This window comes from Terriglobus sp. TAA 43 (assembly GCF_000800015.1).
Lineage (GTDB): Bacteria > Acidobacteriota > Terriglobia > Terriglobales > Acidobacteriaceae > Terriglobus.
Genome location: NZ_JUGR01000003.1, coordinates 144813 through 168945 on the forward strand (window position 1 = coordinate 144813; position 24133 = coordinate 168945).

A 24133-nucleotide genomic window follows, 5' to 3' on the forward strand; every position below is an offset into this window, starting at 1 on the left:
TTTTCAGCTGGTATGTCGTGCGTCTTACGATTCAGTTCCATCAGACAAAGTAATTGGTGCATTCGTTTCTAACCACGACAGCAGCTTACGAATACTCCCTGTGGCCACGGCCATATAGGAATCTGCGGCACCGTAATAAAGACGGATCGTATCGCCATCGTCTTCAACAACCTGTCCACAAGGAAAGACGACATCCTTCACATCACCATTTCGTTCATAAGGAGCTTCTGGTCCGAATATCCAAGCGTCGCCACGCTGAAGACATACTTCAGGGCGGTCGAGATCAAACAAGGCTAACCCCAATCTGTAGATGCTTCCAGATGCGGTAGTACGGACACCGTGATAAATCACGAGCCACCCTTTTGCTGTCTCTATGGGAGGTGAGCAAAGCCCTATCTTATTTGCGTCCCACCAGCCGCCTTTCCGTGCCTCGAGCATCACCATGTGATCTCCCCAATGTCGAAGATCAGGAGAGTAAGAGATCCACATATGAGCGCCCAGTGCCGTCATTGGACGATGTATCAGGGCCCATTTTCCATTGATCTTCCTTGGAAACAGTGCGGCGTCTTTGTCCTCAGGTGGCATGATGACACCGTAACGATCGAACGTAACAAAGTCTGATGTCAGAGCCAGGGAGACTCCCGGACCTCCGCGAGCGAACGATGTGTACGCAACTGCGAACTGCTTGAGTTCTGGGACATACGTGATGCGTGGATCTTCGACACCCCATATCTCTTCAGGAAATTCCTTCGGCAACGCGGGCATGGTTGGTGTCCGATCGATCCTCCATCTATCAATGCCGTTTGCGGACCTTGCGGCACAGAGATGAGAGAGTCCTCGCCTATCCTCAACACGACATAGCAGAAGCGTATCTCCATCCGGCAGCTTGACTGCGCCAGCATTGAAAACGCTATTGATGGGATAGGGCCAATCATTGGGGCCGAGGATCGGGTTCGCAGAATGCCGCTGAAACAGCGGTTCGTTCGCAAGTGTGCTGAGGCGTTCTGTCTCTCGGTCCGTGTGGGCCGAGGTAAAGCTGATCGGGGCTGTAGAACTCAAAGCGATGCACTCATTTCAGAAAGCTGTTGCGTTTCATTGGAAAGTTCCATGCCACGCAGTTCAAGAAGTGCCATGAGAAACGAAAGAGTCGATTCTGCTCCCTGATTCTCATTAACACGGTCTGGATGCAGGCCGTCCCTACAGCCACCTGTCGCGGCATCGTAGAGAGGAACCTGGAGATCGTTCTCGCCGAGAAACCAACGAAAGGCAACTCCTGCCTCGTCGAGCCAGGACTGCTCTCCGCTGATCTGGTGCGCGGTCATGCACGCTGAAACCGTCGCGCATGCTTCGACGGGTTGCTGATCAAATCTCTCCTTCTTCGAACCAGCAACAAATCCCATCGATCCCACGGGAACAAACACGCTATCGCTCTCACGATGTTGTTCTGCCAGCAGCCACCTCAAAGATTCAGTGCCAGCCTCTACCATCCGCTTGTTGTTACTCTTCCATCCAGCGAGGAGAAGCGCCTGCGGCAAGCGAGCGTTGGAATAGGACAAGTGTTTCTCAAACCAATACCAGTTATTGCCGCGTGTCTGATCGAAGATGCTCAACAGACGGTTTGCCAAGACGTTTCTCCAACCTTGGATTAACCGGTCACCGGGAAACCAATCGAGATAAGCCTGCATACCAAGCACTGAGAAGGCCCACGCGCGTGGACTACTGAAGGTAAGGCTAGAGGCGGCAGCAGCCTGGAACATCCTGCCGGCTGCGCCGCGAAGGCCGGCATGGCTCGAAGTGCCAAGCACGGTCCCGATCGCCCATAACGCACGACCATGACTATCTTCGGAGCCGGTCTCTTCTAGCCACGTTCGCCCATAGCTCAAGAAATTCCGAAACCGACCAGTGTCATGACGGAAGGCAAGCCATAGAAAAGCCATGTATCGACAGGACAATGTTTCATACTCGACACTGCTCGATAGAGGAGATGCATTCAACGCGTTGGCTACGATGAGTGCTCGTGCGTTGTCGTCCGTGGTGTAACCCTCTGAGCTGTTTGGCAGAGAGTAGATGGCATGCTGCAGAATGCCGGTGTCGTCTGTCATGGCGAAAAGGTGGCTCGTGTTGAGAAATGGCAGTCGATCCAAGGCGATGGTTTCTGCATCGCGGGGGGCCGGCCGCGGCCTTGACATCCGCTCCGAGCGGGCTCTTTGAAAGCTTGCCATGTACGCCTGCGCGGTCATCTTCCATGTTGTGCCACGCGAATGGAGATAAGCACGTTTGCGCATCTGATGCCGCAAAGCGTCGTTCGCGAGCAGAATGTTTACGCTTTCGGCGATGGAAGCCGGATCGTCGAATGGGACAATGATTCCTCGCTGATCGGTAAGCAACTCTTTGGCGTGCCAATAAGGTGTCGAGATAATTGCCTTCCCCGCACCGAACGCGATAGCCAGCGTACCCGAAACAACCTGCGCCTCTTGCCGATAGGGAGTGATATAGATGTCAGCCGCGCCTACGTGTTCCATCAATTCTTCATTGCTCACGAAGCGGTTATCGAATATCACGTGTTCACTGACCCCAAGTGAGCTCGCGAGTTCAGTAAGCCCTGTTCGGTAGGCCTCTCCCTCAGACCTTCTGACGTGAGGATGGGTGGCACCTGAAATGATATAAACCACATCCGCGTTTTCTTTCAGAATGGCGGGCAAGGCACGGAGTACGTTCTCAATCCCTTTGTTTGGAGACAGCAAACCAAATGTGAGAAGAACCGACTGGCCTTCGACGTTGAAACGATCTTTGAAGTAATTCGGGTCATTGAAGGGGAGATCGGGAACCCCATGCGGAATCAAGTCAATCTTGCTTGCAGGGACGTCATAGATTTCTTCTAGAAGATCTACCGCATGCTGACTCATCACCACGATGCGGTCGGAGATCCTCGCAATTTCTCGAAGGTTCGCCATTTGATCCAGGTTCGGCTCTCGCAGCACTGTATGTAGGGTTGTAACGATTGGCATCCGCAGCTTCCTAAGCAGCGTTAGGATGTGGCCACCCGCTGGGCCGCCGAAGATGCCGTATTCATGCTGTAGGCACACGAGATCGTTGCCGTTGAAGTTGAGAAAGTCAGCCCCGCGCTCATACGAGCTAACATCCTCTTGCTCTAATTCAAGGCGAACTCGCTCCGGGTACTGATAGTCCCCTCCCGGATCGTTGACCGGAATCGCGAACAACCTCTCTTCTCCAAACTCTTGTGCGATTGCGGTGCAAAGATCCGTGGTGAATGTCGCGATGCCACATTGCCTGGGTAAGTAGTTGCCGATAAACGCGATTCGTGTGGGGAGCGGCAACGGCTGTGAGTTGCCGAGCTCAGAGAGGGCAGGAGCGATCTCATTGGACATGATTGCTTTCGAAATTCGACAGCGTTAGGAGGAAGAGCAGAAGCCGGGTCGGGCTTGTAGAGTTTCCTACGTATGGGATCTGCCGCAAGGCGGATCCTTGATCCCGTTAGGATTTACGCTGCGACCGGGTCCCAAATCCCAAGCAGGCACAGCGTTCGTTGATCACATTCGACGGCTGCATGTAGCCCACCGCGGAGTTGGCGGTCTGCGATCCACGGAAGGCTGACTCCGAGATTGTCCAGATCGTCTTTTAGATCGGCATAACTTTGGAACGTATAGCTAAGGGACCGCCCCACCGCATCAATTCCACGCCCAGTCACCGTGTAAGTCGATATCTCGTTCGTGGAGCAACGACGGATATCAATCCAAAACTGAGATACTCCTGTTTTCACAGAGCTATCTCGTTTCCGGTAGAGGCTCAGAATCGTCTGTTTCCTGAATCGTTTGTAAGTCATCCACGAGGAGTTGTCCCTCCGTCGCTGCTGCCATTTCACTCGTCTGACCATCTCGGCCAGGAACATGCGGTGTTGGAAATGGCAGGATAATTCCTTTGCGCTTGGGGCTACGCGCAAGATGCTTTGAGACGTCGCTGCTACGAGGAACACTCATTAGGACTCCGAGACTGTGGCGTGCTTGAAAGACGCTCGTCTGGAGCAATGCCGTGAAGGCTGAAGGCGAGAAGGACTCTAAACGTAACTGTACGCCGTTATTCACGAGCGTGCCGAGAAGGGCAATCCGTATTCGTCCCTAGCAAGGGGACAACATTCGGAACCACGTGTGAATCAGTACCTTAGAGCATCGTAAGCACCGCGATTTTCTTTAGGCTATAGGTCCTAGTTCCTTGTCGTGACAAGCCGACCGAAGCGATGACTGCACCGTATGCCAAGATTTTTGACCTGTTTTATAGGGCTGAACTGGTTACCCAATCTGAATGTACTCCAACGATGCAAAGACATGCTTGCCGTGCCGCCCCGGATCGATCTTGATCTCAAGCATGCGTCTGGAATTTAAGAGCAGCTCTTGCTTTGCCTCAGATGAGGCATTAAGAAGCTCGCGATGGAGAGATATAAAGCGGAGAAGTTCGAAGGCTTTCACACGTCCCTGCATGAAAGCGTAGGAACATCGTTTCGGTGGAAGTGAATACGGAAATGGTTGCCTATCTTAAGCTGTGTGGAGCTACACCCCTGCATGTGTAACCTCCTATATTGCTGTTCCGCTGAAAGGCTCGCTTCGTCAGGCAGGAACTCCACGACTGGAAGCTCCGCGGGCTTCCAACTGTGCGAGCGCATGGTGAGCTCCAACTCGGCCCGGGGTTCCGATAGCGTCACATAAAGTCCCTTTTGCCCATGCCGAAAGCCCTCGAGGATGAATTGCATTGCCAGCGTTGTCTTACCCGTTCCTGGATCGCCCTCTAGGAGATACATCTGCCCAGTAGGCAGGCCGCCTGCAAGAATGTCGTCGAGTCCAGCGACCCCGGTAGTGAGTCGCGTCAGGTTGAAGTCCGTTGGCAGGGCACCAGAATAGTGCATGAGCCCTATCCGGCGGGTTCACGACTCGATAAGTCGTGTTCTTACAAATATGGAATCGGACGTAGCTGACCAGCGCAGACCGCATCAAATACGTTAGGCGTCAACCCATCCCTACGGTCCGCTGAGGAAGCAAGATGTTTGTGCAATTTCTACCCATCGTCGTTGTCGCGCTTCTCACCGGAGTTGCGGTATTTTTGCACTTTCGATCGATCAGACTGAGACGCAGGGCTCATTTCTTAGCGGAACGACGCGAGATGTATCGGTATCTTGGCTCGCTCGAAGACTAAAGCTTCACGGTATTGGATACTGCTGTCTCCTCTCGAATATGAACGTTTGGGTGCGCGATTGAAAATGCGCTGGTGACAGTTCAAGTAAAACAAAGCTTCCCTCTGGGATCGTGGCGAACCGATGATGCGATATTTGACAGCTGTCACTCCCGAGGCGATGGATCCGCGTTAGGCAGCGTCAGTGCGTCCGGTTATAGCTCCGTTAGTCTGATTCAATCTCTCTCAGACGCATCAAGAGAAGAGCTTCCAGGCTCTCCAGAGCCTTCGAAAAACGTTCAATGCCGTCGCTTAGCTGTTCGTGGGCCATGGAATCAGCGGCATGCATTCTCTCAAAGGTCTGTTGTTCCATTGGCAACTTCTCCACATTGAATTCCCTTGCACTCTGCGGATCCAATTTGCGAGGAAGTTCCTCCCTGCTCAAGGCCAACTTGCTAAGGAGCGTGGGAGAAATGGTCAATAGGTCGCACCCAGCTAGTTCCTTGACTTCGTCGAGGTTGCGGAAGCTCGCTCCCATGATCTGGGTGGAGTACCCAAACTTCTTGAAGTAGCGGTAAATTTCCGTCACAGACTTGACCCCGGGGTCTTCCGCACCTGTATAGGTCTTGCCTGTATTGGCTTTGTGCCAATCGAGAATGCGCCCCACGAAGGGAGAGATCAGGGTCACGCCAGCTTCAGCACACGCGACGGCTTGATGAATGCCGAAGAGCAAAGTCAGGTTGCAGTGAATTCCTTCTTTTTCCAAAATCCCGGCCGCTTGAATGCCCTCCCACGTGGCGGCAATCTTAATGAGCACCCGCTCACGAGATATGCCAGCTTCATCGTACTGACGGATGACATCCCGAGCTTCTTCGATGGTCTTCTCACGATCAAAACTTAAACGCGCATCCATCTCGGTCGAGACACGACCCGGAACGATCTCTAGGATCTTGCGACCGAAGGCAACAGCCAGCGTTTTGAATGCGGCCGCCGATACCTCTTCACTCGATGCCGATGTACCCGCCTTCCTGCGGGCGGTGCGGAGGACATCATCCACGATAGTTTGATACTCCGGCATCTTTGCAGCCGCCTCAAGCAGGGATGGATTCGTTGTGGCATCTGTCGGAGCGTATGCGCGGATCGAATTCATATCGCCCGTATCTGCGACAACCGTCGTCATCGTGCGGAGCTGTTCGAGCATCGTGGGCATGAACTTCCTTTCTGAACCAACTGAGATTCATCGGGTGGAGCTGCTCGTTTATATGCGTTGACTTCAACTGAAGATGAACGCGGAATGGACCCAAGATCCATTCCGCACACAACTTCCAAACACATTACTTTGTGGGAGTTTCTCTTAGGAATGCCTGCTTACCTGTTTGAGCGGCGTCAGTCTGCGGTACGGGTTTAGGGTCAACAGTCAAAACGTCCGTTGCGGTGGCCGCTTTGATTCCACTGTCTTGTTTTCCGCGGCCCTCCGGGCCAGCGATACCCTGGATATCTCCGATGGATAGTCCAGGGCCTCCATTCATTTCCGACTCCACTGGATGAAGACCGAAGGATGACTGCCACGGTCCGTGCATGTCCGTCTCACCCTCGTTTCCATCCCCTGTGGATGCATTGAAATACTCACTGCCGATTCCGGGAGTTACCGCGAGACGACCGATCGAAAATGGCGACTTTTCCAACGATTCGAGCGCCGCCGAGAACGCCTTCATATGAGTGATTTCTCGCGTCATGAGGAACTGTAGAGTGTCGATCGAACCTGGATCGTCGGTGTAATTGATCAGACGCTCGTAGACGATTTTGGCGCGAGCTTCGGCCGCGATGTTGCTTCGAAGATCCACGTCGAGTTCGCCGGTGATCTTCAAATAGTCCGCTGTCCACGCATTTCCCATCGAGTTGCGTAAATCGACTCCTCCGCCTCCCGCGATACAGATGAGGGGATCCGCTTCGGCTGCTTCCCGATTCTCCTTCATCGGCTTCAAATGCATACGGATGAGCGCGCCTACTACCTCAAGGTGGCTCAACTCCTCTGTTCCGATATCAAGGAGCAGATCGCGTCGCGCGAGATCATCCACGCAGTTCCAACCCTGAATCGTGTATTGCATCGCAGCTGCGAGTTCGCCATTGGCACCGCCAAACTGCTCGAGTAACATGTTGCCGAACCGTACGTCCGGCATGCCGACGTTGACGGTATACATCATCTTCTTAATGTGGTGATACATGAAAGTCTCCCTGACCAAATCGATCGAGCTGACACAATGGGATGCGCAAAGCTCAGGGGAAAACGCCTCCGCTTAGAACCGAATGTAAGTGCCAAAGAGAGTAGTTTCATGTAAGTCCTATTCCCGGCATACAAATTGAGTCCCATCGATATAGCGTCAATCAATCATCTCGATAAGTCTCCTTTCAGACATTGTGCTGAAGTAGGAAGTTGCGATCCCGACATAGTGTGCCGTTGAAAAACGAAATGCGCCGCTTTGACGCACGAAGTATTTCCGTCTGAGCCAACCTGCGACCGGTATAGGCGCTCTCAGCAGGAAGATCGTGACCGACAGGAGAATATATGGGACTAATTACACCGAATGAATATGAAGACCTGCGTTCGCTCTACATAGGACAGCTTCAGTACCTGCTCTCAACGGAGACGCAGATCGTCAAGGGTCTTGCAAGCATGATTGAGCATGCCCGGGACACGCAGCTCAAGCAGGCTTTTCAATCTCATCGACAGGAAACCGAGGTACAGGCTGATCGTCTTAGGCAGATGCTGATGGAACTAACGGACGACGATGATGACAAGAAAGATCCCATCACCACGGCCTTGATTTCGAGTGGCACAAATATCGTTAGCGAATCGAGCGAAGGTCCCGTTCGAGATGCAGGGCTGCTTGCGACGGCACAGAAGATCGAACACTACGAGATTGCTTCCTACGGCTCCGCGCGGGAATGGGCACGGATTCTTGGCCTCTCTGAGCATGCTCGCCTCTTGGAGCAGACGCTGAGTGAAGAGAAGCATGCGGATTCGTTGCTGACTTCCATTTCCCAACGAGAGAATACGGAAGCTGCTGCAGCTGCATAAATTTTCTTGCGGGTGCCACGATATCGCGGTGCCCGCTTACCTTTTGGCCTGATTCGTAAGTCAATGGCGCATGGGGAAGAATGGCTTCCGTGTGCGAGGCGTAATGAGAATCTCTTTGCCGGAGGCAGCCGTGAGGCATTTGCCACGGAAAGCCGACGGCGGAACATTCAATCGCTCTTTGCACCACCCTCAAGCGGAGGGCGGTGGAAGCGTTGGATAGGTGATCCCATAGGTTGCAGAATAATCCACAATGGCCTGTACGTCTTGCGGCAAGACATAGCGCGATAAGCCTTCGAGGAAAATATCGAACTGATCTCCACTGCAGATGAATTGGATGGTGCCATCTGTATCGCCGCAGTTGCGGAAGCAATGCACGCCTCCACGAGGTGCGAAGATGATGCCGTTCTTTGGAACCTCTGTCCACGATTCCCCGTTGAAGATCTCGAAACGTCCGGTCACCACGGAAAAGACCTCATCTTCATGTTGATGAACGTGTGGCGGCGTTCCGCTGCCGGGTTTACAAGTCTGGCGGCCGATGGAGAACATCCCGTTTGTCTTGTCGCTGGTGAGGACTAGTTCAACCGGTTCACCGAAGATGTCAAAGTGCGTTTTCATTACGATCCTTTCTGAGTTGTGATGTGTAAGAAGGTTATTGATCGTTGAACGGCTAACGGGTGGCTGCGGCCGCGACCTTGCTTGCAACCGTCGTGATCATCCCGGTCACAACCGAGTAACCGTCGCTGCCCGACCGTTGCTTTTCCGTTCCCGACAAGACAATCTTGGAGTGCGCATCGGTCAATCTGTACTCCATGATGATCTCGGAGTTTGCCTTTACCTGTTGAGGCAGACCATCAGCCAAAGAAGGACGGCCTTGAGACGCTAAGGTAGAGACCGCCATGTTAGCGACGTTGGCACCCGAGCTGACGCCAGGAACGAACTGCGCTGCAGTAGCGGCAGCTTGTAGCGTCCGCATGTTACTGAGCCTGCTGAAGCGACCTTGTGTTTGGACCGGCTGCTGTGTGATCGTGGTCGTCAAAACGTAGTCGCAGGCAAGAAGCTCTGCTTCTTTGAGGGCCTGCTCGGGAAGGATCGACTTGAGCGCAATCGCCTCCAGCGTTGGTCCCGCAAGTAACTGCAATTCGGCGGTTCGCCACGGTTCACCATCGTTCAATTGTCCCTTGTCATCAAGCTTGTTGATCGGCAGGATCACGCCGATGCGGACAACATCGGGCTTCTTCGCAGCGAAGATTGGCAACGTGCCATCCTCATTACTAAATGCAACTGCTGTCCTACCACCGACGGACTGCGGTAGTTGCTGCATCTGAGGTTGCTTCTCCACCAATGTGGACTTCTGGTGCGGGGACCATAGCTGGGCATGCATAAAGGATGGATACGGAATAAGCGCGAACACGATAAGCGCTTTTGCAGTTATTCCAAAGAATGTTCGATAGATCGTCATGATGTTGCTCTCCTCGAGGCAGCAAGATAGCCGCCTTGTTCTTGTCGTGAGGCGCTTCTGGGCGCACGGGGTCGTCGCCCTGCGGGGCGCCTGTTATTCAGCGATACTGAAGTGCTTGTTCCCTACCAGCCACAGGTTGCTCGGGTGTCACAAAGCGGATGCCGTGCTTCGCTGAGATCTCGGCAAGTCGATCCAAGTCTTGTGGCATCTGCAATGCGGCGATCTCTTCCAGATACTCATCGAACTTCATCGACGTAAACGCGACACCCTGAATCTTGCCCATACCTGAACCGCAATTGCGAAAAGTGTGCAGCGTCCCACGCATGGAGTACGTCGTTTCGCCCTGGGATAGCGTCTTCCAGGTGTCGTCCGTCAGCACCTCAAATTCACCTTGGAGAACAGTGAAGACTTCGTCCTCATACTCGTGAATATGAGGCGGGGGACCTCCACCCGGGCCGCAGGTCTGCGTCACGACGCAGAAGGTGTTGCCGGTCTGTTCGCTGCTTACTAGGATTTCAACGAGTTCGCCGAACACGCGGAGTTGCTTTAGTGGTGCCATAGAGAATCCTTTCTGTGGGCCTCAAGCCAAGGCTGAAGCGATTGAAGTTTTTGGGCGCAGAGCCGCGGTCACGGTCGATGACGGTGTGCGGCGGACTGCGAAGATCTTCTGTTGTTGTTAGCCGCCCAGAGGCGATGTCATTCGCCGTCCGACGGAGATCTCAACGCTTCGTATTGAGTCCCCCTTTGTTCGCCTTAGAGGAAGCCTTTATCATTTTGGCGACGCTCGTCTTGTTCTGCTTCTGGTCGCGACGAAGCGAGTCCAGCAGCGTCCGCATAGCCCATCCAACAGCCTTGCTAACTTCGCCATCCTTCAGGTGCGCACGGTCGCGCATCATCTCCCACGTACGAGCGCTGTAGAGGGATTGGAAGACCGCAATCACCTGCCTGCGCTCACCCTCTGAAAGTTGGGACGTCGCATCAGCGAGCGCTTTGACCACGCCCTGCCGTCGGCGTTCACTGTCCCGGCGGCGCATCTCCTGGCCGGCGTTGGAATACAGCAGCCCGCGGATGAGTCCCGGGTGCGCATCCATGTTGCCGTATACAGAGTCCAGCGAAGCAAGCATGTCGCTCTCGGTGTCCGGATAGTGCGCCAATTGCAGTCGGCGATCACTCTCCTGCCAGACCGCATCCAGCAATTCTGTGCGGGAAGGAAAATGCCGATACACCGTTCGCAGCGCAATCTCGGAACGCTTGGCAATGCGTTCGTGGGACAGCGCCTCCTGAGGTGTTTCCTGAATCAGTTCCAGCGCGGAATCAACGATTCGTCGGCGGGTATCCTCGGCTTGCTGTTTACGGAGAGGGCTCGTATATCCGCGTGCTTCATTCATGACACCTAGTATGTCATCATTGCACTACTCAGGCAATCAATTTTATTTGGTTGTCTCAAATATTTTCGTTTGTTTGCAATCCGTAAGGGGTTCTTCCGGCGGCGCCGCACATGGAATGAAAAGGCCATCCCGGACGTTTGCCGAGATGACCGATACGGAAAATTCTGTCACGCTATGCTACGTAATCTTTCATCCCTCATTCGCTCGGCTACTGTTCTTCCTTCACGCTCTCGCATCTCATTCTTCATGTGCGGTCGTTACAAACGGAAATCGGATAAGCAGGCCATCGCCACGGCGTTCCATGTTAACGGGCATCTAGACAGCGTTATTCTGCCCCCTGATGACGACGTACGACCCGCCACTATGCAGCCGATTATCCGCGTGAACAAAGATACTGGTGAGCGTGACCTTGTGATGGCCCGTTGGGGTTTCGTTCCTTCCTGGCATAAGCCCAATGAGAGGTTTCCACCCACCACGTTCAATGCACGGGCGGAAGGAATCGAGAAGGCAGGCATGTGGAAGAGAGCCTTCGCAACCCATCGCTGCCTGGTTCCAGCTGATAGCTTTTATGAGTGGCATAAGATCCGCAAGAAGGACAATCCCAAGTACGAGATCACTCTCAAGAACCATCGCCCCTTCGCCTTCGCGGGATTGTGGGGAGCGTGGAAGAATCCTGAAACTGGCGACTGGTTACAGAGCTACACCATCATCACAACGGACCCGAACGAACTGATGGAATCAATTCATAATCGGATGCCAGTTATCTTGCACCCGAACGACTACACACGATGGCTGAGTCGCGAAGAGACAGAGCAGCCACCCATTGATCTGCTACGTCCGTTTGAAGCGGAGACGATGACAGCACATCTCACCGACAACACACAGGATGAGATGTTCGTTGAACCGAATAGCAAATGATGGTCTGCAACACATCCCAGGTTGTGACGGTGGCAAGTGAGTGAAGGGCGAAATGGCGAAGTACTCGGCAAGAGATTGCCGGACGGCACCTATGAACTAAGTGCGTTTTCGGATGGCCACCAGGTGGCGCATCCTTTCATTCATCGGGACGGTTCTCCTCTCATCAGAGAACGGGCACTGTATGCCACTTGGAGCGAACTGCTTTCTGCTTACGAAAAACCAGACGGAACCCTGGTCTGCTCCGTGACTGAGATCGACAGGTTTATCGACGCCGTGGGTATGAGGCGCATCGATACCAACCCGGACAAGAAGTCGACGAAACAAGAGTCGCCGGAGTGAGTTACTTCTTCTGAGAAACGTGTTTACGATCAGTGACGCACCTGAAGGAGAGCCAAATCTCCTATGTATTCACCGATAGAGTGAGCGCTTCTGTTTCTATGCAAGAGGCTCCGCCAAGAGATAACCGCAGATAGGCAGATGGAGCATATGGTGTTCTATCCCGTTCGTATTAACGTGTTGCGTACGAAAGAAGCGCCTTGGTTTAAGCCCGCAATCAAGAAATCTTTACTTCTTTCATTGCTTATCGTTAGATAGCATTTGCACATGTAAGGGTGCAAGAATTGCTTGACGTCTCCCCGTCACCATAGGCGAATATATGGCGAATACGCCATGCTCTCCTCCAACACAATCCGGGTACAGGTTGAGGCTGCTTTAGCAGCCCGAATTCCATCGGCGCTAACACCACCGCCAAGGATCATTCGCCCTACGAACCCGATTGGCATCACTGCGTTGGACGACCTGTTGGGTGGCGGATTTCCTGTGGGGGCTCTTACGGAGTTGGTGGGGGAAGAGTGCTCCGGCCGAACTTCAGTCGCTCTTTCCTTCCTTGCCTCGATTGCGGCATCGGGAAGGGTATGCGCCTGGATTGATGCAGCAAACACATTCAATCCTACGTCCGCAGCCTCTGTCGGGATGGATCTGAAGCGCTTGCTTTGGGTACGTTGCGGTGTGCACGAACGCATCGAAGCGCAGGAGACGAAGCAGCTTTCTCTGCCGCCGGAGTGCTTCGCCCCCAAGGCAGTGACGAAAGGTTTACATGGCGGTGGACACGGAACGCATCCACGATCCGAATCGAAAGGGCTTTCCGCAGCTGTGGATCGGTTCTTGGGTGAGGAAGTCATTGCCGCTCGCTGTGCGGAGCCGATTGCCAGGCCACGTTCTATTCCTCAAACCTTCGAGTCAAGCCTGATCTCCGCCGCAACTGCGAAACGGACGCATCGTCGGGCCCGTACCTACGATGCCATCGAACAAGCACTGCGTTCCGCCGATCTCTTGATTCAGACGGGTGGCTTCAGTGCGATCGTGCTCGACCTTGGTGGGATCGCACTGGAACACGCTGCGCGGATCGAACTTTCGACCTGGCATCGTTACCGAGTCGCGGCAGAGAAAACGCAGTCCACCATCCTTCTTCTCTCGCAATATCCGTGCGCGAAAAGTAGCTCCGAGTTGCAACTGCGGCTGCATCCGATGGATGACACCGATGAAGAACGAACAGTGTTCACGGGACTGAATGCGCGAGTGGAAGTGTTACGCCAGCGATTTGCACCAACGCCTTCCAATGTCATTCCGATGTATAAGCCTCCACAACGTGCGACAGAAGCACGGTGGCAGCAACGTGCAAGTTGGGTAGGGCCGAGATGAAGACACCTCCCGAACTCTACGTGTGCGTCTATGCGCGAGAGTTTCCTGCGCAAGCCCTTCTGCGCCTTCGTCCAGAACTGAGCGAGAAACCGTGTGTGGTCTTCGAAGGAGAGGCTCCACAGCAAACCGTGTGCGCCCTGAATACACGCGCCCGACTTCTAGGCCTTCGACCCGGGATGACGAAGGTTGAAGTGGACACCTTCGAAGGTGTCACTGTACTGGATCGATCGTTGCGCATCGAAGATACGGTACGAACCATTCTGCTTGAGTGCGCAGGTTGTTTCTCTCCGCGCATTGAAGATCGAAGCGTCAACGGCAGCTTTGTTTGTGTCCTGGATGCTTTCGGAACGGAAAGCCTATTCGGGCCACCGGCCATGCTGGCGAAGCAGCTGAGACAACGGCTTCGCGCAATAGGCGTCTCCGCATCGATTACTGTGAGCTCGAACCTTCATGCTTCTATCTGCTTCGCACGAGGGCTACGAGGCGGAATTCCGATTCAGGTGGTGCGCCGAGGTGATGAAGCGAAAGCCTTGTCTGGTCTTCCGCTATCCGTGCTGGACATGAGTGAAAGCCAGGAAGAGACGTTTCGTGCATGGGGCATACGCACCGTCGGTGCATTGTCGGCCCTGCCGGAAAAGTCGTTAATCTCTCGTTTAGGACAAGACGGCAAGCGTCTGCTCGAACTCGCACGTGGAGAACGACCTCATCTTCTGCAACCAATCCTCGTCCCCTTCGTTTTGGAAGAAGAGGCGGAACTCGACTTTCCGCTCGACGATCTAGAATCGCTGCTCTTTGGCCTCTCGACGATGTTGGAACAATTGATTCTAAGGGCCAAGTCACGCGTGTATGCGTTGGCGTCGATCACGATCACACTGCATCTCGAAGGTGGTGGACGTCACGAACGAACTGTGAATCCCCGCGTACCAACCAGCGATAAACAGCTCTGGTTAAAGCTACTTCATCTAGATTTACAGGGCCATCCTCCGCAAACCTCGATTCTGAGGGTTCATCTGCACGCGGAGCCTGGTGCAACGAGTAAGGTCCAGCTTGGTCTCTTCTCACCACAGCTACCGGAGCCAGGAAGACTAGACGTCACTCTTGCTCGCATCGCAGCCATCGTTGGAGAAGGCAATGTAGGGCAAGCCGTTCTCAATGACACGAGGCGAGTCGATGACTTCCACATCGAACCCTTTGCAATTGTGTCTACGGAACCGCTTCCCTTCACTGCAACAGAGCGTCTGTGTTTGCGCACTCTTCGTCCGGCCGAACGAACTAGAGTCGAGGTGCATTTGGGACGCCCCTGCGAGTTCTACTTTCGATCCCGCCGTTATGGCGTGGAAAAAGCCTATGGCCCTTGGCTAAGTGGTGGTGATTGGTGGAACGAAGCAATTTGGGGTAACGAACAGTGGGATGTCATTGCACGATCCACGGACAGCAGCTTTCTGGCGTGCAGGCTCGCCAGAGATTTCGTCCGGAATGAATGGCGCGTGGCAGGTCTCTATGACTGATCACTACATCGAGCTCCACGCATCAAGCGCATTCTCGTTTCTCGAAGGCGGCTCTCAACCTGAGGCATTGGCCGAACGCGCGTTTGCGCTCGATATGCCTGCGATGGCGCTGATGGATCGGAACGGATTCTACGGCTCCGCACGGTTTCACAAGATCGCTTCCGAGAACAAGATCGTCGCTCATGTCGGATCAGAAGTTGCGATCACCGGCTTTGGTCATCGTCTTGTCCCGCCTGTGTGGCTTCCGCATCAACATCTATCCGAGCCAATACGTCTTCCGTTGCTTTGTGAAACACGAGAGGGCTATCAGAACCTTTGTCAACTCATCACGCGTTTCAAGATGCGGGAGAACACCAAACAGGAAGGCTCCGCCAAGCCTGCGGATATGGAAGAGTACGGACGTGGATTGATATGTCTTACCGGTGGCGATGAAGGGCCGCTGGCTGCTGCGCTCATGCGAGGTGGAGAATCCGCAGGCCGCGAAACCGTAGAGCACCTCGTTCGCATCTTCGGTCCGAACAACGTTTACGTCGAACTGCAGCGTCATCGGGAGCGTGCGGAAGAGTGGCGAAATCAGGCAGCACTACGGATCGCGGAATCACTGCGACTTCCGGTACTCGCGACCAATGGAGTACGCTATGCAACCAAGTATGATCGCGAAATTGCCGACCTCTTCACTGCCGTGCGCAATCACACGCGTCTTGACGATGCGGGACGTCTCTTAGCTTCCAATAATCAACGCCATCTTCGTCCAGCGAATCGCATGGCGGCTCTCTTTCGCGATGTACCTGGCGCGATTGAAAACACGGTCGAAGTTTCATCGCGGCTCCACTTCCAGCTCTCTGATTTGGGATATGAATTCCCGCGCTATCCAGTACCGGATGGCGAGACAATGGACAGCTTCCTCGAGAAACGCGTTGCAGAAGGCGTCGCACGGAGATACGGATCGAAGCGCAATACAGGCCTCCTCGAACGCGCAAAGAAGCAGGTCGCACATGAGCTGAGGTTGATTGCAAAGTTAGGCTTTGCAGGCTACTTCCTCATCGTGTGGGATATCGTCGAGTTCTGTAAGAAGCACGGCATTCTCATTCAGGGACGAGGCAGCGCTGCCAACTCTGCGGTCTGCTACGCGCTGGAGATTACAGCAATCGATCCCGTTGGGATGGAATTACTTTTCGAACGCTTTCTCTCAGAGAGCCGTGGTGAGTGGCCGGACATTGACCTCGATCTGCCTTCGGAAGAAAAGCGCGAACAAGCCATCCAGTATGTGTATCAACGGTATGGCCAACTGGGTGCAGCAATGACTGCGAATGTCATCACATATCGAGGTAAGTCGGCGGCACGTGAGGTCGGCAAAGCTCTCGGCTTCGATCCAGAATCGCTGCAACGTCTCTCCGGTTTAGTTGCTAACTACGAGTGGAAAGGGCCGAACGACACGATGGCGCGTTCCTTCCAGAACGCTGGCTTCGATGTGCATCATCCGCGCATCGCAAAGTATCTGGAACTTTGCATGCGTGTGCAGGATCTTCCACGTCATCTCGGACAGCACTCCGGCGGCATGGTGATCTGTCAGGGAGCGCTCGACAAGGTCGTCCCTCTCGAACGCGCGTCAATGGCGGGACGCACCGTCGTGCAGTGGGACAAGGAAGACTGTGCCAACCTCGGCATCATCAAAGTCGATCTCTTAGGACTGGGCATGATGGCCGTTCTTAAGGATTGTTTAACTCTTGTGCCACAGCATTACGGAGAGCCACTCGATCTAGCCCAGCTTCCCGAAGACGAAGAGGTGTATCGCACACTCCAACGGGCGGACACGATCGGGATGTTTCAGGTTGAAAGCCGAGCGCAAATGTTCTCGTTGCCGCGCAATCGCCCCGAGAAGTTTTATGACTTGGTGGTTCAGGTTGCCATCATTCGCCCGGGGCCAATCGTCGGCAAGATGATGCATCCCTATATGCGACGGCGGCAGAAGCAGGAAGAAGTGAGCTATCCACATCCTTCGCTGGAATCCACATTGAAGCGAACGCTTGGTGTTCCCCTCTTTCAGGAACAATTACTGCGCATGGCAATGGTCGTTGCGAATTTCACCGGCTCCGAAGCAGAAGAGTTACGCCGCGCCGTTGGTATGCGCCGCTCCTGGGAACGGATGAAAAATCTCGAAGGCAGGCTTCGAGAAGGAATGACAACGAACGGGCTCGATACCGAGACCCAGGAAACGATCATCCAGAACATCAGTTCGTTCGCACTCTATGGCTTTCCCGAGAGCCATGCAGCGAGTTTCGCTCTGATTGCGTATGCCTCTGCCTTCATCAAAGTGAAGTATTTGGCGGCTTTTACATGTGCCATGCTCAACAATCAGCCCATGGGTTTCTACAGCCCGTCGGTAATCGTGGAAGATGCACGACGTCATGGCTTGCGTGTGAAGCCCATTGATATTCAGATTTCAGATTGGCCGTGCTCTGTCGAACATGAGACCGACTATTCCCTATCGCTACGTCTTGGTCTCGGATACGTCCGCGGATTACGACGTCAATGCAGCGAGGCCATTATGCAAGCGAGAAAGCAAGCCCGATTCACGTCGGTGGATGATCTTGTCCTTCGAGTTCCGCAATTGAACCGGAAGGAACTATCTCTGCTAGCAAACGTCGGAGCGTTGAACAGTCTCGATGGAGTCGAGCACCGACGGGATGCGTTGTGGCAGATCGAACGAGCGGGCCGATTGGAAGGCCCGCTGCTCATGCAACAGAGCCGCTGGCTTCGGGAGGAAATCTCTGAGCCTCCCCTCCTGCCCATGACAGCGGAAGAACGGCTGGTCGCAGACTACGCCGTCAGCAGCGTGACAACAGGGCCGCATCCAATGTGGTTTCGTCGTCAGGAGCTTCAGCAAAAGGGCTATCTGCGTGCGGTGGACCTCGCTCATTACCCCGATGGTTCTTATGTCCGAACTGCGGGCCTCGCGATCGCCAAGCAACGTCCGGGCACTGCCTCGGGAGTGGTGTTCCTTTCCGTTGCAGATGAGACAGGAGTTTTTAACATCTTTGTTGGCCCTGAATTCTTTGAGCAAAACCGACAGGTGATCACAACGGCTAAGTTCATCGCGGTCGAAGGTCCTCTCCAGAAAGAAGGACCGATCATTCATGTCATGGCGAGTTCCTTCGAAGAGCTCTCACTCGATAACGCCTCAGGAACTCTTCAGGTGACTTCCCATGACTTCCACTAACGATGGTTCACGTGTCGGTGGATATCGGAATGAGGTCGATCAACAGAAGCTTGGCCCCGCCCTCGTAATTACGGCAGGCCTCATCTTGGGGATGCGCACAATCCGATGGGAAGCCACACACAGCGACGGGCTTGCAGGAGAGGAATGGGAAAAGGAGGTAGAGCACAGCGCACGAGTTGCGAAGCGCATGTTGAGCTTCCTAACGACACGGTACCCAGATCTTTTCCACTCAAAGAGAGTTCCGTGGTATGTCGCTACCGATGAAGATTCTCCCAAATAAAAACACATCTTGATGGCTCAGATGAATGAATGATCCCCATCCAATTTTCATGGACGCTAATAGACTTGTTTCATGCGAGTCCCCCTAAGACAAACAACATTCGTTATAGGCAATGCCACCTACCGTAGTGGTGACTACAGCAACAACCTGCTTGCGAATGATCTTGTCATCGATGTTCAAGGTGATCGCTGCGTTCTCTCACTCGATCTGTCGCCGAGCCAACCCAGCGGCCGCGAGATGTCACAAACCTATACGGACGCAGAGGATCTTAAGGAGAACTTCGTCTCGCTCGAATTTCTGCAATTTCATCGCGAAGGTTGGCTCGAAAACGGCTTGCGTGATGCCCTGCAACAGGGAGAACCATCGGAATACATCTTGGAGTTGCATTTCAAGGATGGCTCCCGAAAGACAACATCGGCGACCTTCGAGTTTGATGCGCACGATCTATGGATTCGTCCAGTTCGTTAACCACGTCGCTAACGCCCAATCCCAAATCCTGACCGCACGATCTCGTCAGCAATCGGGGCAGTAACACTATTCAGTGTTTTGGGTCGATTCAAAGTTTTCGCGCTGACAACTTGTTGCAGGTTGGTGTCACTGGACAAGGCAACCGACGCCAGGTGACGCTCTGGATCTGCGAACTCATGCATTTTCATTTCGGATACCGCGGACCTCTTACCGTGACCATCTTTGGTTTGCTCCTTCCTGTCCGACTTAGGGCTGGAGCCAAGCTCGATTGCTGCAGTCTTTGAAACATCTACAGCGAGCCGACGACCGAGGGTGATGGCATCGTTGGTGTAGATGTGCGCTTCTTCCGAAGCTCGCGAGATTGCGACGTAGGCAAGTCGCGAGTTGATGAGAAGTCGTGGACCATCTGTATCAAAATGTGCGAGGACGCGAATCGATGTTAGGCCTTGGGAACTGTGTGATGTGACCGCGTACCCATGATCGAACTGGCGGACCCTTGATAAGTTCAGTTCAACCAATCGTGGGATTTTCCCATCGATCTGAATCGTCATCTGTCCCTCCTCGATCCGTTGGATTGTTCCCAGATCGCGGTTCGCAATACCGAGCTCCTTCTGTGGCGCGGTGAATTGCAGGCGGTCACCCGCAGCAAAGTCTCTTACCTGTTCTCGGAAGACGTTCACTCCACGAAGCCGCTTCGGATCGTAGGAGATCATCTCACCGTTGGCTAGTTCCACTGTGAGCATATTCGCCCGTACATCCACGGCTCGTACCGTGGCTTGGCTTCCCCGCTCAATCCCATTGGCCCTGCTTCCGTTGTTGTATGCCAGAACATCACCAATGTTGTACCGAGCGGCCCACGTGCGGTCAGCGCCAGTCATATCAGAACGATGAAGGAGTACAGGAAGAGAGTGGCTTCGCTTCGAAACCACTCCTGTTTCGGCGAGCGCGGCTCGGATCGCCTCGTTGATCTCTTGGCGGCTTCGATTGTCTGGAGAAACGACGATGGTGCCCTCTGGACGCTCAGCATAGTCCCTCGCAATGGCTGCAATTCGATCACGCCGATCAGCCAGTTCGGTGATGCGTCCCTGCTGTTGTAGCAGTGCAATGCCTTCGCGGGTTTCATTTCTGGAGAGATGTTCGACAGCTTTGAGCAGACCTGCATCCTTCTGTCGCACGATGCGGTCCAGCTGCGAAGTTCGCATGCCTGCCTCCTGCATCTGCTGGAACGGACGTCCCGCTTCGACTCCCTGATGCTGCCGGGTGTCACCAATCAGAAGAACCCTGTCATTGGCCGCGATCTTACTGAGGAAGTCGCGCATCTGTCGGGTACTCGCAAGGCTCGACTCGTCCACCATGTACAAGTGCCCAATATCCGTGTCCGTGTTCCCGCTGGCCGCACGAGCGAGGAAACTCTGTAGTGTACTCGCCTGGATCCCGGCTTCGCGGAGCTGAGCAGCGGCGCGAGAGGTAGGGGCAAATCCTTCGACCAGATAACCACTTTGTTCTGCGCCTTCCCGCACACTGAGGAGAACCGTTGTCTTACCCGAGCCAGCCCGTCCCTGAAGCCCATGAATCCGATCGGGCGAGTTTAATACTTCTTCGATGACACGACGTTGAGAATCATTCAGGAAGTCTCGAGAGTTTGCCTGACGCTGCGCCAACTCTGCCGTCATCATCGGCTCTACGCTGTTCCTTCCGCTCTGTACGCGTGCCAGATTTTCACGTTCGGCAGCAATTGTTTCTGCGGTAGTGAAGCGACGTCCCGAATCGTACTTGTGCGCAGCAACCAACAGAAACGCACCGTCCGAGCGACGTGATTCAAACTCCGCGTAGACCTGCTGATAGGTCGTCTCGCCCATACCGCGACGGAGCGCGTCACGCAGCAGTAAGCGCTCATCGAGAACCGCCTCCCGTTCGAATAGACTTGCTCGCGCATAGGAAACAGCTTCGCGCGCGTGCGCCGCCTGGTCAGGACCATGGCCTTTGACACGCGCCCGTTTACGCGCTTCAGCGATGATCCTTTCCGGTTGGTTGCCAAACTGTTCGGCCATCTCGCGATGGGCGGCAAGTACCTCCGCGGGCGTCAACTTGTGCTTTCGTTCGCGGGTAGAACGAGCGGCAATTTCTGCTGCTTCCGGACCACTCACACCGCGACGCTCCATCTCCTCCTTGATCCTTTCGCGGCGGAGACTTGACGCCCTCAGATACTCCTCACTGTAGCCCTTGATTTCCGGAGCGCCACTGTTTCCTGGCTCGATCTCATAACCCAAGACGCGTAACCGATACATCAGTTCGGACTGGTAGATCGCAGTCACGAAGTTCTGGCTCTCGAAGAATGGCTGCTCTTGCAAAGCGCGCGTGGTTCCATCCTCCCGCTGGGTGACATTGAACATCACCGCGTGGGTGTGAAGCTGAGGAGCAGCGTAGCCATCTACTGGACGAGCCGTGTCATGTTCAAACTTTGCGGCTACAAAGCGACCGGTTCGCTCGGCGGGATTGTTTCCTCCGATTCGTGCGTGCGTGTATTTTTCAAGCTCACCGAGCGCAATCGTGACTGCCTCACGATGCGCTTCCCGAATGCGATCATCACCACCGACGAGTGCCGTTAGAGATACCGACTTGGCTGGAGCGAACATCGCATCCCAGCCAGCACGATGCGCTACCGCTTTCGTAACAGAGCCATCCGCGTTCCTGTATTCCGTCGCGATTCTGTGCCGCACCATCTGATCGTCGGTGCGGGGATGCCGACCTTCCGTTAGGCGAGAGAACTCCTGAGCAGAGACCTCACCGGACAGTCCCATAGTCTCAGCGAGTTTGCCCTGCCACACGCCTTTCACCACGTCACCTTGCTCGTAATAGCTCTGCGTTGGCGAGGTGTAGTCCAACTTGTGATAGGTCTGCGCCTGCGCGGCATTCAGCGCCTTGGATATCTCGAGCATGGGTTAGTGCTCCCGTATCCACTCGTGATCTTGGGTTTGCTTTCCTTCTACCTCTTCACCTTCATCATGAAGCTCGGGTGGAGTCAGTTCGAGCGGCGTAATCGCACGCTCCAGGGCCGGTGTCTGGGCGACCGCAGACGATGTCCGCTGGTGATCAAATGGACCTGAGCTCTCGGCGGACATGATTGACTCTGAGACCGCCACTTGGTTTGGCTCTGAATGCGACGGAGAAATTGGCTCTAGCGTATCCGGGTTGAACTTCATGCCACCCGCCGCGCTGGGGCGCGGGACAAAGCCTGACGTCCGAATCGGCAGGTCGAGATAGTCGAAAGCAAACCGAGCGACATGGTTTCCAAGTTTCAGGTAGGCATGGCGGTCGTCCAGACCGGTAATCTCAGACCCCATGACCAACGGTTCGACCTGACGCTCGACCGTGAAGTTATGCCCGGATCGCGTTCCATCAAATTTAGTCTCTTTCAGACGTTCGATCTCGACCTTGCCGAGCGCCTCGGATATCCACTCCGCAGCTTTAGGCTCGGCAGTCTTCATGAAGATTTTCGTGGCCGGTTGAGAGAGCATGACCTCAGCCAGATGGCCGTAGATCACCTCCAGTTGGGCCTTACCCTGGAAACCGAGGATGAGAGGGTTTCGTGACTTGCGATTCTCTGTAATGGCAGTGTGGAGTTGCGGCAGCTTCTGCAGGCTCGCCAGTTCATCAATCACAAACCACACGGGCCTCTGTCCTGGCTGAGGTGCAGTCAGGAGGCGCATGACAAGCAAGTCGATCCAGAGTGAATGCAGGGGGCGAAGTGTATCCCGTTCTGGCGGACGTGAGGTAATGAAAATCCATCCCTGGCGGTGTTTTGACCACGTCCGCGCGTTCCAAACAGGGCGTTTCTCATCGCGTTCCGGGAGAAGCCGGAAGCACTTAGCAACGAGTCCCAGAGAGGAAAGAACACCGGCTCGTTGCGGACCCGCGTTCCGATCGATATAGAACGCCATCTCTGTTCCATGAACTCGCTGGGTAAGTTCTTTATCGCTCGCCATCCATTGGGCAAGCTGATGTGGCGTTGGCCCGAGCTTTAACAGATGAGAGAAGATCTGCGCTGGCGTCTCGTGAAAGAACTCATCCACCTTATCCGTCTTCGGTTGATAGAGGGATGCCGCAATCGCATCGGCCTCGGCGTTCGATTCCATCTCCTGTGCGGGCCCCCAGTAGGGGCAACGAGCATCAAGTGGATTAAGGACGATGTCACCACGGTCGGCTTCGTAGAAACGTTGGATGTACTCACAAGCCGGGTCATAGATGATGGCAGAGTCTCCACGTCCACGAATCTGTCGTAGGCACTGCATGATGAGTTGCGTTTTGCCCACACCCGTATCGCCCATGAGCTGAAGATGCTGTGCTTCTTTCCGGAGAGGAATGCGCATCATCTTGTTGGCCTGCGTTGTTTTGAAACCGAGCCCGTCACCCTTCTCAACGCGGTTGAATTGTCGCGGATCAAGCATCCGAGGCCCACGGAGGACACGTCCGTACTTCATCTGGCGATAACGCTGGATGTCCTTAGGAATAGCAAGACCAAGGAATAGAACCATGCAGACTCCACCTTCGATCAAGCTGATTCGGAAGGTCCGCCAAAGGCCGTGCCGTTCGAAGATCGCATCACGTAGCCAGGATTGCATCGCAGCATCCGAAGCTTGATACGGCATCCCGCGAAAGGGAAATGAATATCCTTGCGACGCGGCCAAGTCTGAGAGACGATACGATACCGTCGGCCCTCCGGGAAGAGTCATTGTTCCCGAGGTAAAGTCAACGGGAAGGGCGAGACGCGGCTTCGCTGTTAGACCAGCAAGGAAGATCATCCGGTATTTTTCGTGCGCGTGAAAGGTCGCTCCGATCGACGACCTAACGTATTCAGAAGCATAGGAGCGCTGGAGTGGTTCGAGGCCATAATTGAGTCGTTGCCAGACGAACAGGACTGTGCAAAGGAG

Annotated in this window: 19 protein-coding genes; 7 read left to right on the top strand and 12 right to left on the bottom strand. The window is 54.4% G+C overall.

Features of this window, described 5'->3' with window-relative positions; all coding sequences use genetic code 11:
• Nucleotides 1-24: 24 nt before the first annotated feature.
• The 6 genes from M504_RS18405 to M504_RS18430 form a co-directional block, all read right to left on the bottom strand.
• Entirely contained in the window at nucleotides 25-1059 is a 1035-nt protein-coding gene (locus M504_RS18405; protein WP_084214532.1) for a glycosidase, read from the bottom strand.
• Nucleotides 1056-3389 carry a glycosyltransferase family 4 protein gene (locus M504_RS18410; protein WP_084214533.1) on the bottom strand — a complete coding sequence of 778 codons (2334 nt, stop codon included), beginning with the start codon at nucleotides 3387-3389 and terminating at the stop codon, nucleotides 1056-1058. The genes M504_RS18405 and M504_RS18410 overlap by 4 nt, the downstream gene beginning before the upstream one ends.
• A 113-nt stretch (nucleotides 3390-3502) precedes the next feature.
• Nucleotides 3503-3781: a hypothetical protein gene (locus M504_RS18415; protein ID WP_156994008.1), complete on the bottom strand. Its 279-nt coding sequence runs from the start codon at nucleotides 3779-3781 to the stop codon at nucleotides 3503-3505.
• Nucleotides 3782-4480: 699 nt separating this feature from the next.
• Nucleotides 4481-4918 carry an ATPase domain-containing protein gene (locus tag M504_RS18420; protein ID WP_047497082.1) on the bottom strand — a complete coding sequence of 146 codons (438 nt, stop codon included), beginning with the start codon at nucleotides 4916-4918 and terminating at the stop codon, nucleotides 4481-4483.
• 489 nt (nucleotides 4919-5407) lie between these two features.
• Complete coding sequence (gene tal, locus M504_RS18425) at nucleotides 5408-6391, bottom strand: transaldolase (protein ID WP_047497084.1); 984 nt, start codon at nucleotides 6389-6391, stop codon at nucleotides 5408-5410.
• Nucleotides 6392-6515: 124 nt separating this feature from the next.
• Nucleotides 6516-7406 (bottom strand): manganese catalase family protein, encoded by an 891-nt coding sequence (locus M504_RS18430; protein WP_084214534.1) that lies wholly within the window; start codon nucleotides 7404-7406, stop codon nucleotides 6516-6518.
• A gap of 341 nt (nucleotides 7407-7747) precedes the next feature.
• On the opposite strand from M504_RS18430, the gene M504_RS18435 reads away from it, so the two are divergent.
• Nucleotides 7748-8260: a ferritin-like domain-containing protein gene (locus M504_RS18435; RefSeq protein ID WP_047497086.1), complete on the top strand. Its 513-nt coding sequence runs from the start codon at nucleotides 7748-7750 to the stop codon at nucleotides 8258-8260.
• A 189-nt stretch (nucleotides 8261-8449) separates the two neighbouring features.
• Here the strand turns inward: M504_RS18435 and M504_RS21555 are convergent, their stop codons facing one another.
• From M504_RS21555 to M504_RS21560, 4 genes are all read right to left on the bottom strand, one after another.
• Nucleotides 8450-8875 carry a cupin domain-containing protein gene (locus tag M504_RS21555; RefSeq protein ID WP_052201041.1) on the bottom strand — a complete coding sequence of 142 codons (426 nt, stop codon included), beginning with the start codon at nucleotides 8873-8875 and terminating at the stop codon, nucleotides 8450-8452.
• Nucleotides 8876-8927: 52 nt separating this feature from the next.
• Nucleotides 8928-9719: a hypothetical protein gene (locus tag M504_RS18445; protein WP_047497088.1), complete on the bottom strand. Its 792-nt coding sequence runs from the start codon at nucleotides 9717-9719 to the stop codon at nucleotides 8928-8930.
• 97 nt (nucleotides 9720-9816) lie between these two features.
• The gene (locus M504_RS18450; protein ID WP_052201042.1) at nucleotides 9817-10278 is read right to left on the bottom strand and encodes a cupin domain-containing protein; all 462 of its coding nucleotides are present in this window, start codon (nucleotides 10276-10278) and stop codon (nucleotides 9817-9819) included.
• Between the two features lie 160 nt (nucleotides 10279-10438).
• Nucleotides 10439-11107: a TetR/AcrR family transcriptional regulator gene (locus tag M504_RS21560; RefSeq protein WP_052201043.1), complete on the bottom strand. Its 669-nt coding sequence runs from the start codon at nucleotides 11105-11107 to the stop codon at nucleotides 10439-10441.
• Nucleotides 11108-11353: 246 nt separating this feature from the next.
• On the opposite strand from M504_RS21560, the gene M504_RS18460 reads away from it, so the two are divergent.
• The 6 genes from M504_RS18460 (at nucleotide 11354) to M504_RS18490 (ending at nucleotide 19202) form a co-directional block, all read left to right on the top strand.
• The gene (locus tag M504_RS18460) at nucleotides 11354-12025 is read left to right on the top strand and encodes an SOS response-associated peptidase (RefSeq protein WP_052201076.1); all 672 of its coding nucleotides are present in this window, start codon (nucleotides 11354-11356) and stop codon (nucleotides 12023-12025) included.
• A gap of 36 nt (nucleotides 12026-12061) precedes the next feature.
• A complete protein-coding gene (locus tag M504_RS18465) occupies nucleotides 12062-12364 on the top strand; it encodes a hypothetical protein (protein ID WP_047497089.1) in 303 nt (100 codons plus the stop codon).
• Nucleotides 12365-12694: 330 nt separating this feature from the next.
• Nucleotides 12695-13726 carry an ATPase domain-containing protein gene (locus M504_RS18470; protein WP_047497091.1) on the top strand — a complete coding sequence of 344 codons (1032 nt, stop codon included), beginning with the start codon at nucleotides 12695-12697 and terminating at the stop codon, nucleotides 13724-13726.
• On the top strand, nucleotides 13723-15234 hold the full coding sequence (locus tag M504_RS18475; protein ID WP_047497093.1) for a DNA polymerase Y family protein: 1512 nt from the start codon (nucleotides 13723-13725) through the stop codon (nucleotides 15232-15234). The genes M504_RS18470 and M504_RS18475 overlap by 4 nt, the downstream gene beginning before the upstream one ends.
• Nucleotides 15227-18454 carry an error-prone DNA polymerase gene (locus M504_RS18480; RefSeq protein WP_047497095.1) on the top strand — a complete coding sequence of 1076 codons (3228 nt, stop codon included), beginning with the start codon at nucleotides 15227-15229 and terminating at the stop codon, nucleotides 18452-18454. The genes M504_RS18475 and M504_RS18480 overlap by 8 nt, the downstream gene beginning before the upstream one ends.
• A 352-nt stretch (nucleotides 18455-18806) precedes the next feature.
• Nucleotides 18807-19202: a hypothetical protein gene (locus tag M504_RS18490; protein ID WP_047497099.1), complete on the top strand. Its 396-nt coding sequence runs from the start codon at nucleotides 18807-18809 to the stop codon at nucleotides 19200-19202.
• Between the two features lie 8 nt (nucleotides 19203-19210).
• On the opposite strand, the gene mobF is transcribed toward M504_RS18490, so the two are convergent.
• The gene (mobF, locus tag M504_RS18495; protein WP_084214535.1) at nucleotides 19211-22141 is read right to left on the bottom strand and encodes a MobF family relaxase; all 2931 of its coding nucleotides are present in this window, start codon (nucleotides 22139-22141) and stop codon (nucleotides 19211-19213) included.
• Between the two features lie 3 nt (nucleotides 22142-22144).
• Nucleotides 22145-23737, bottom strand: a complete 1593-nt coding sequence (locus M504_RS18500) for a type IV secretion system DNA-binding domain-containing protein (protein WP_232296361.1) — start codon at nucleotides 23735-23737, stop codon at nucleotides 22145-22147.
• Nucleotides 23738-24133 lie beyond the last annotated feature (396 nt).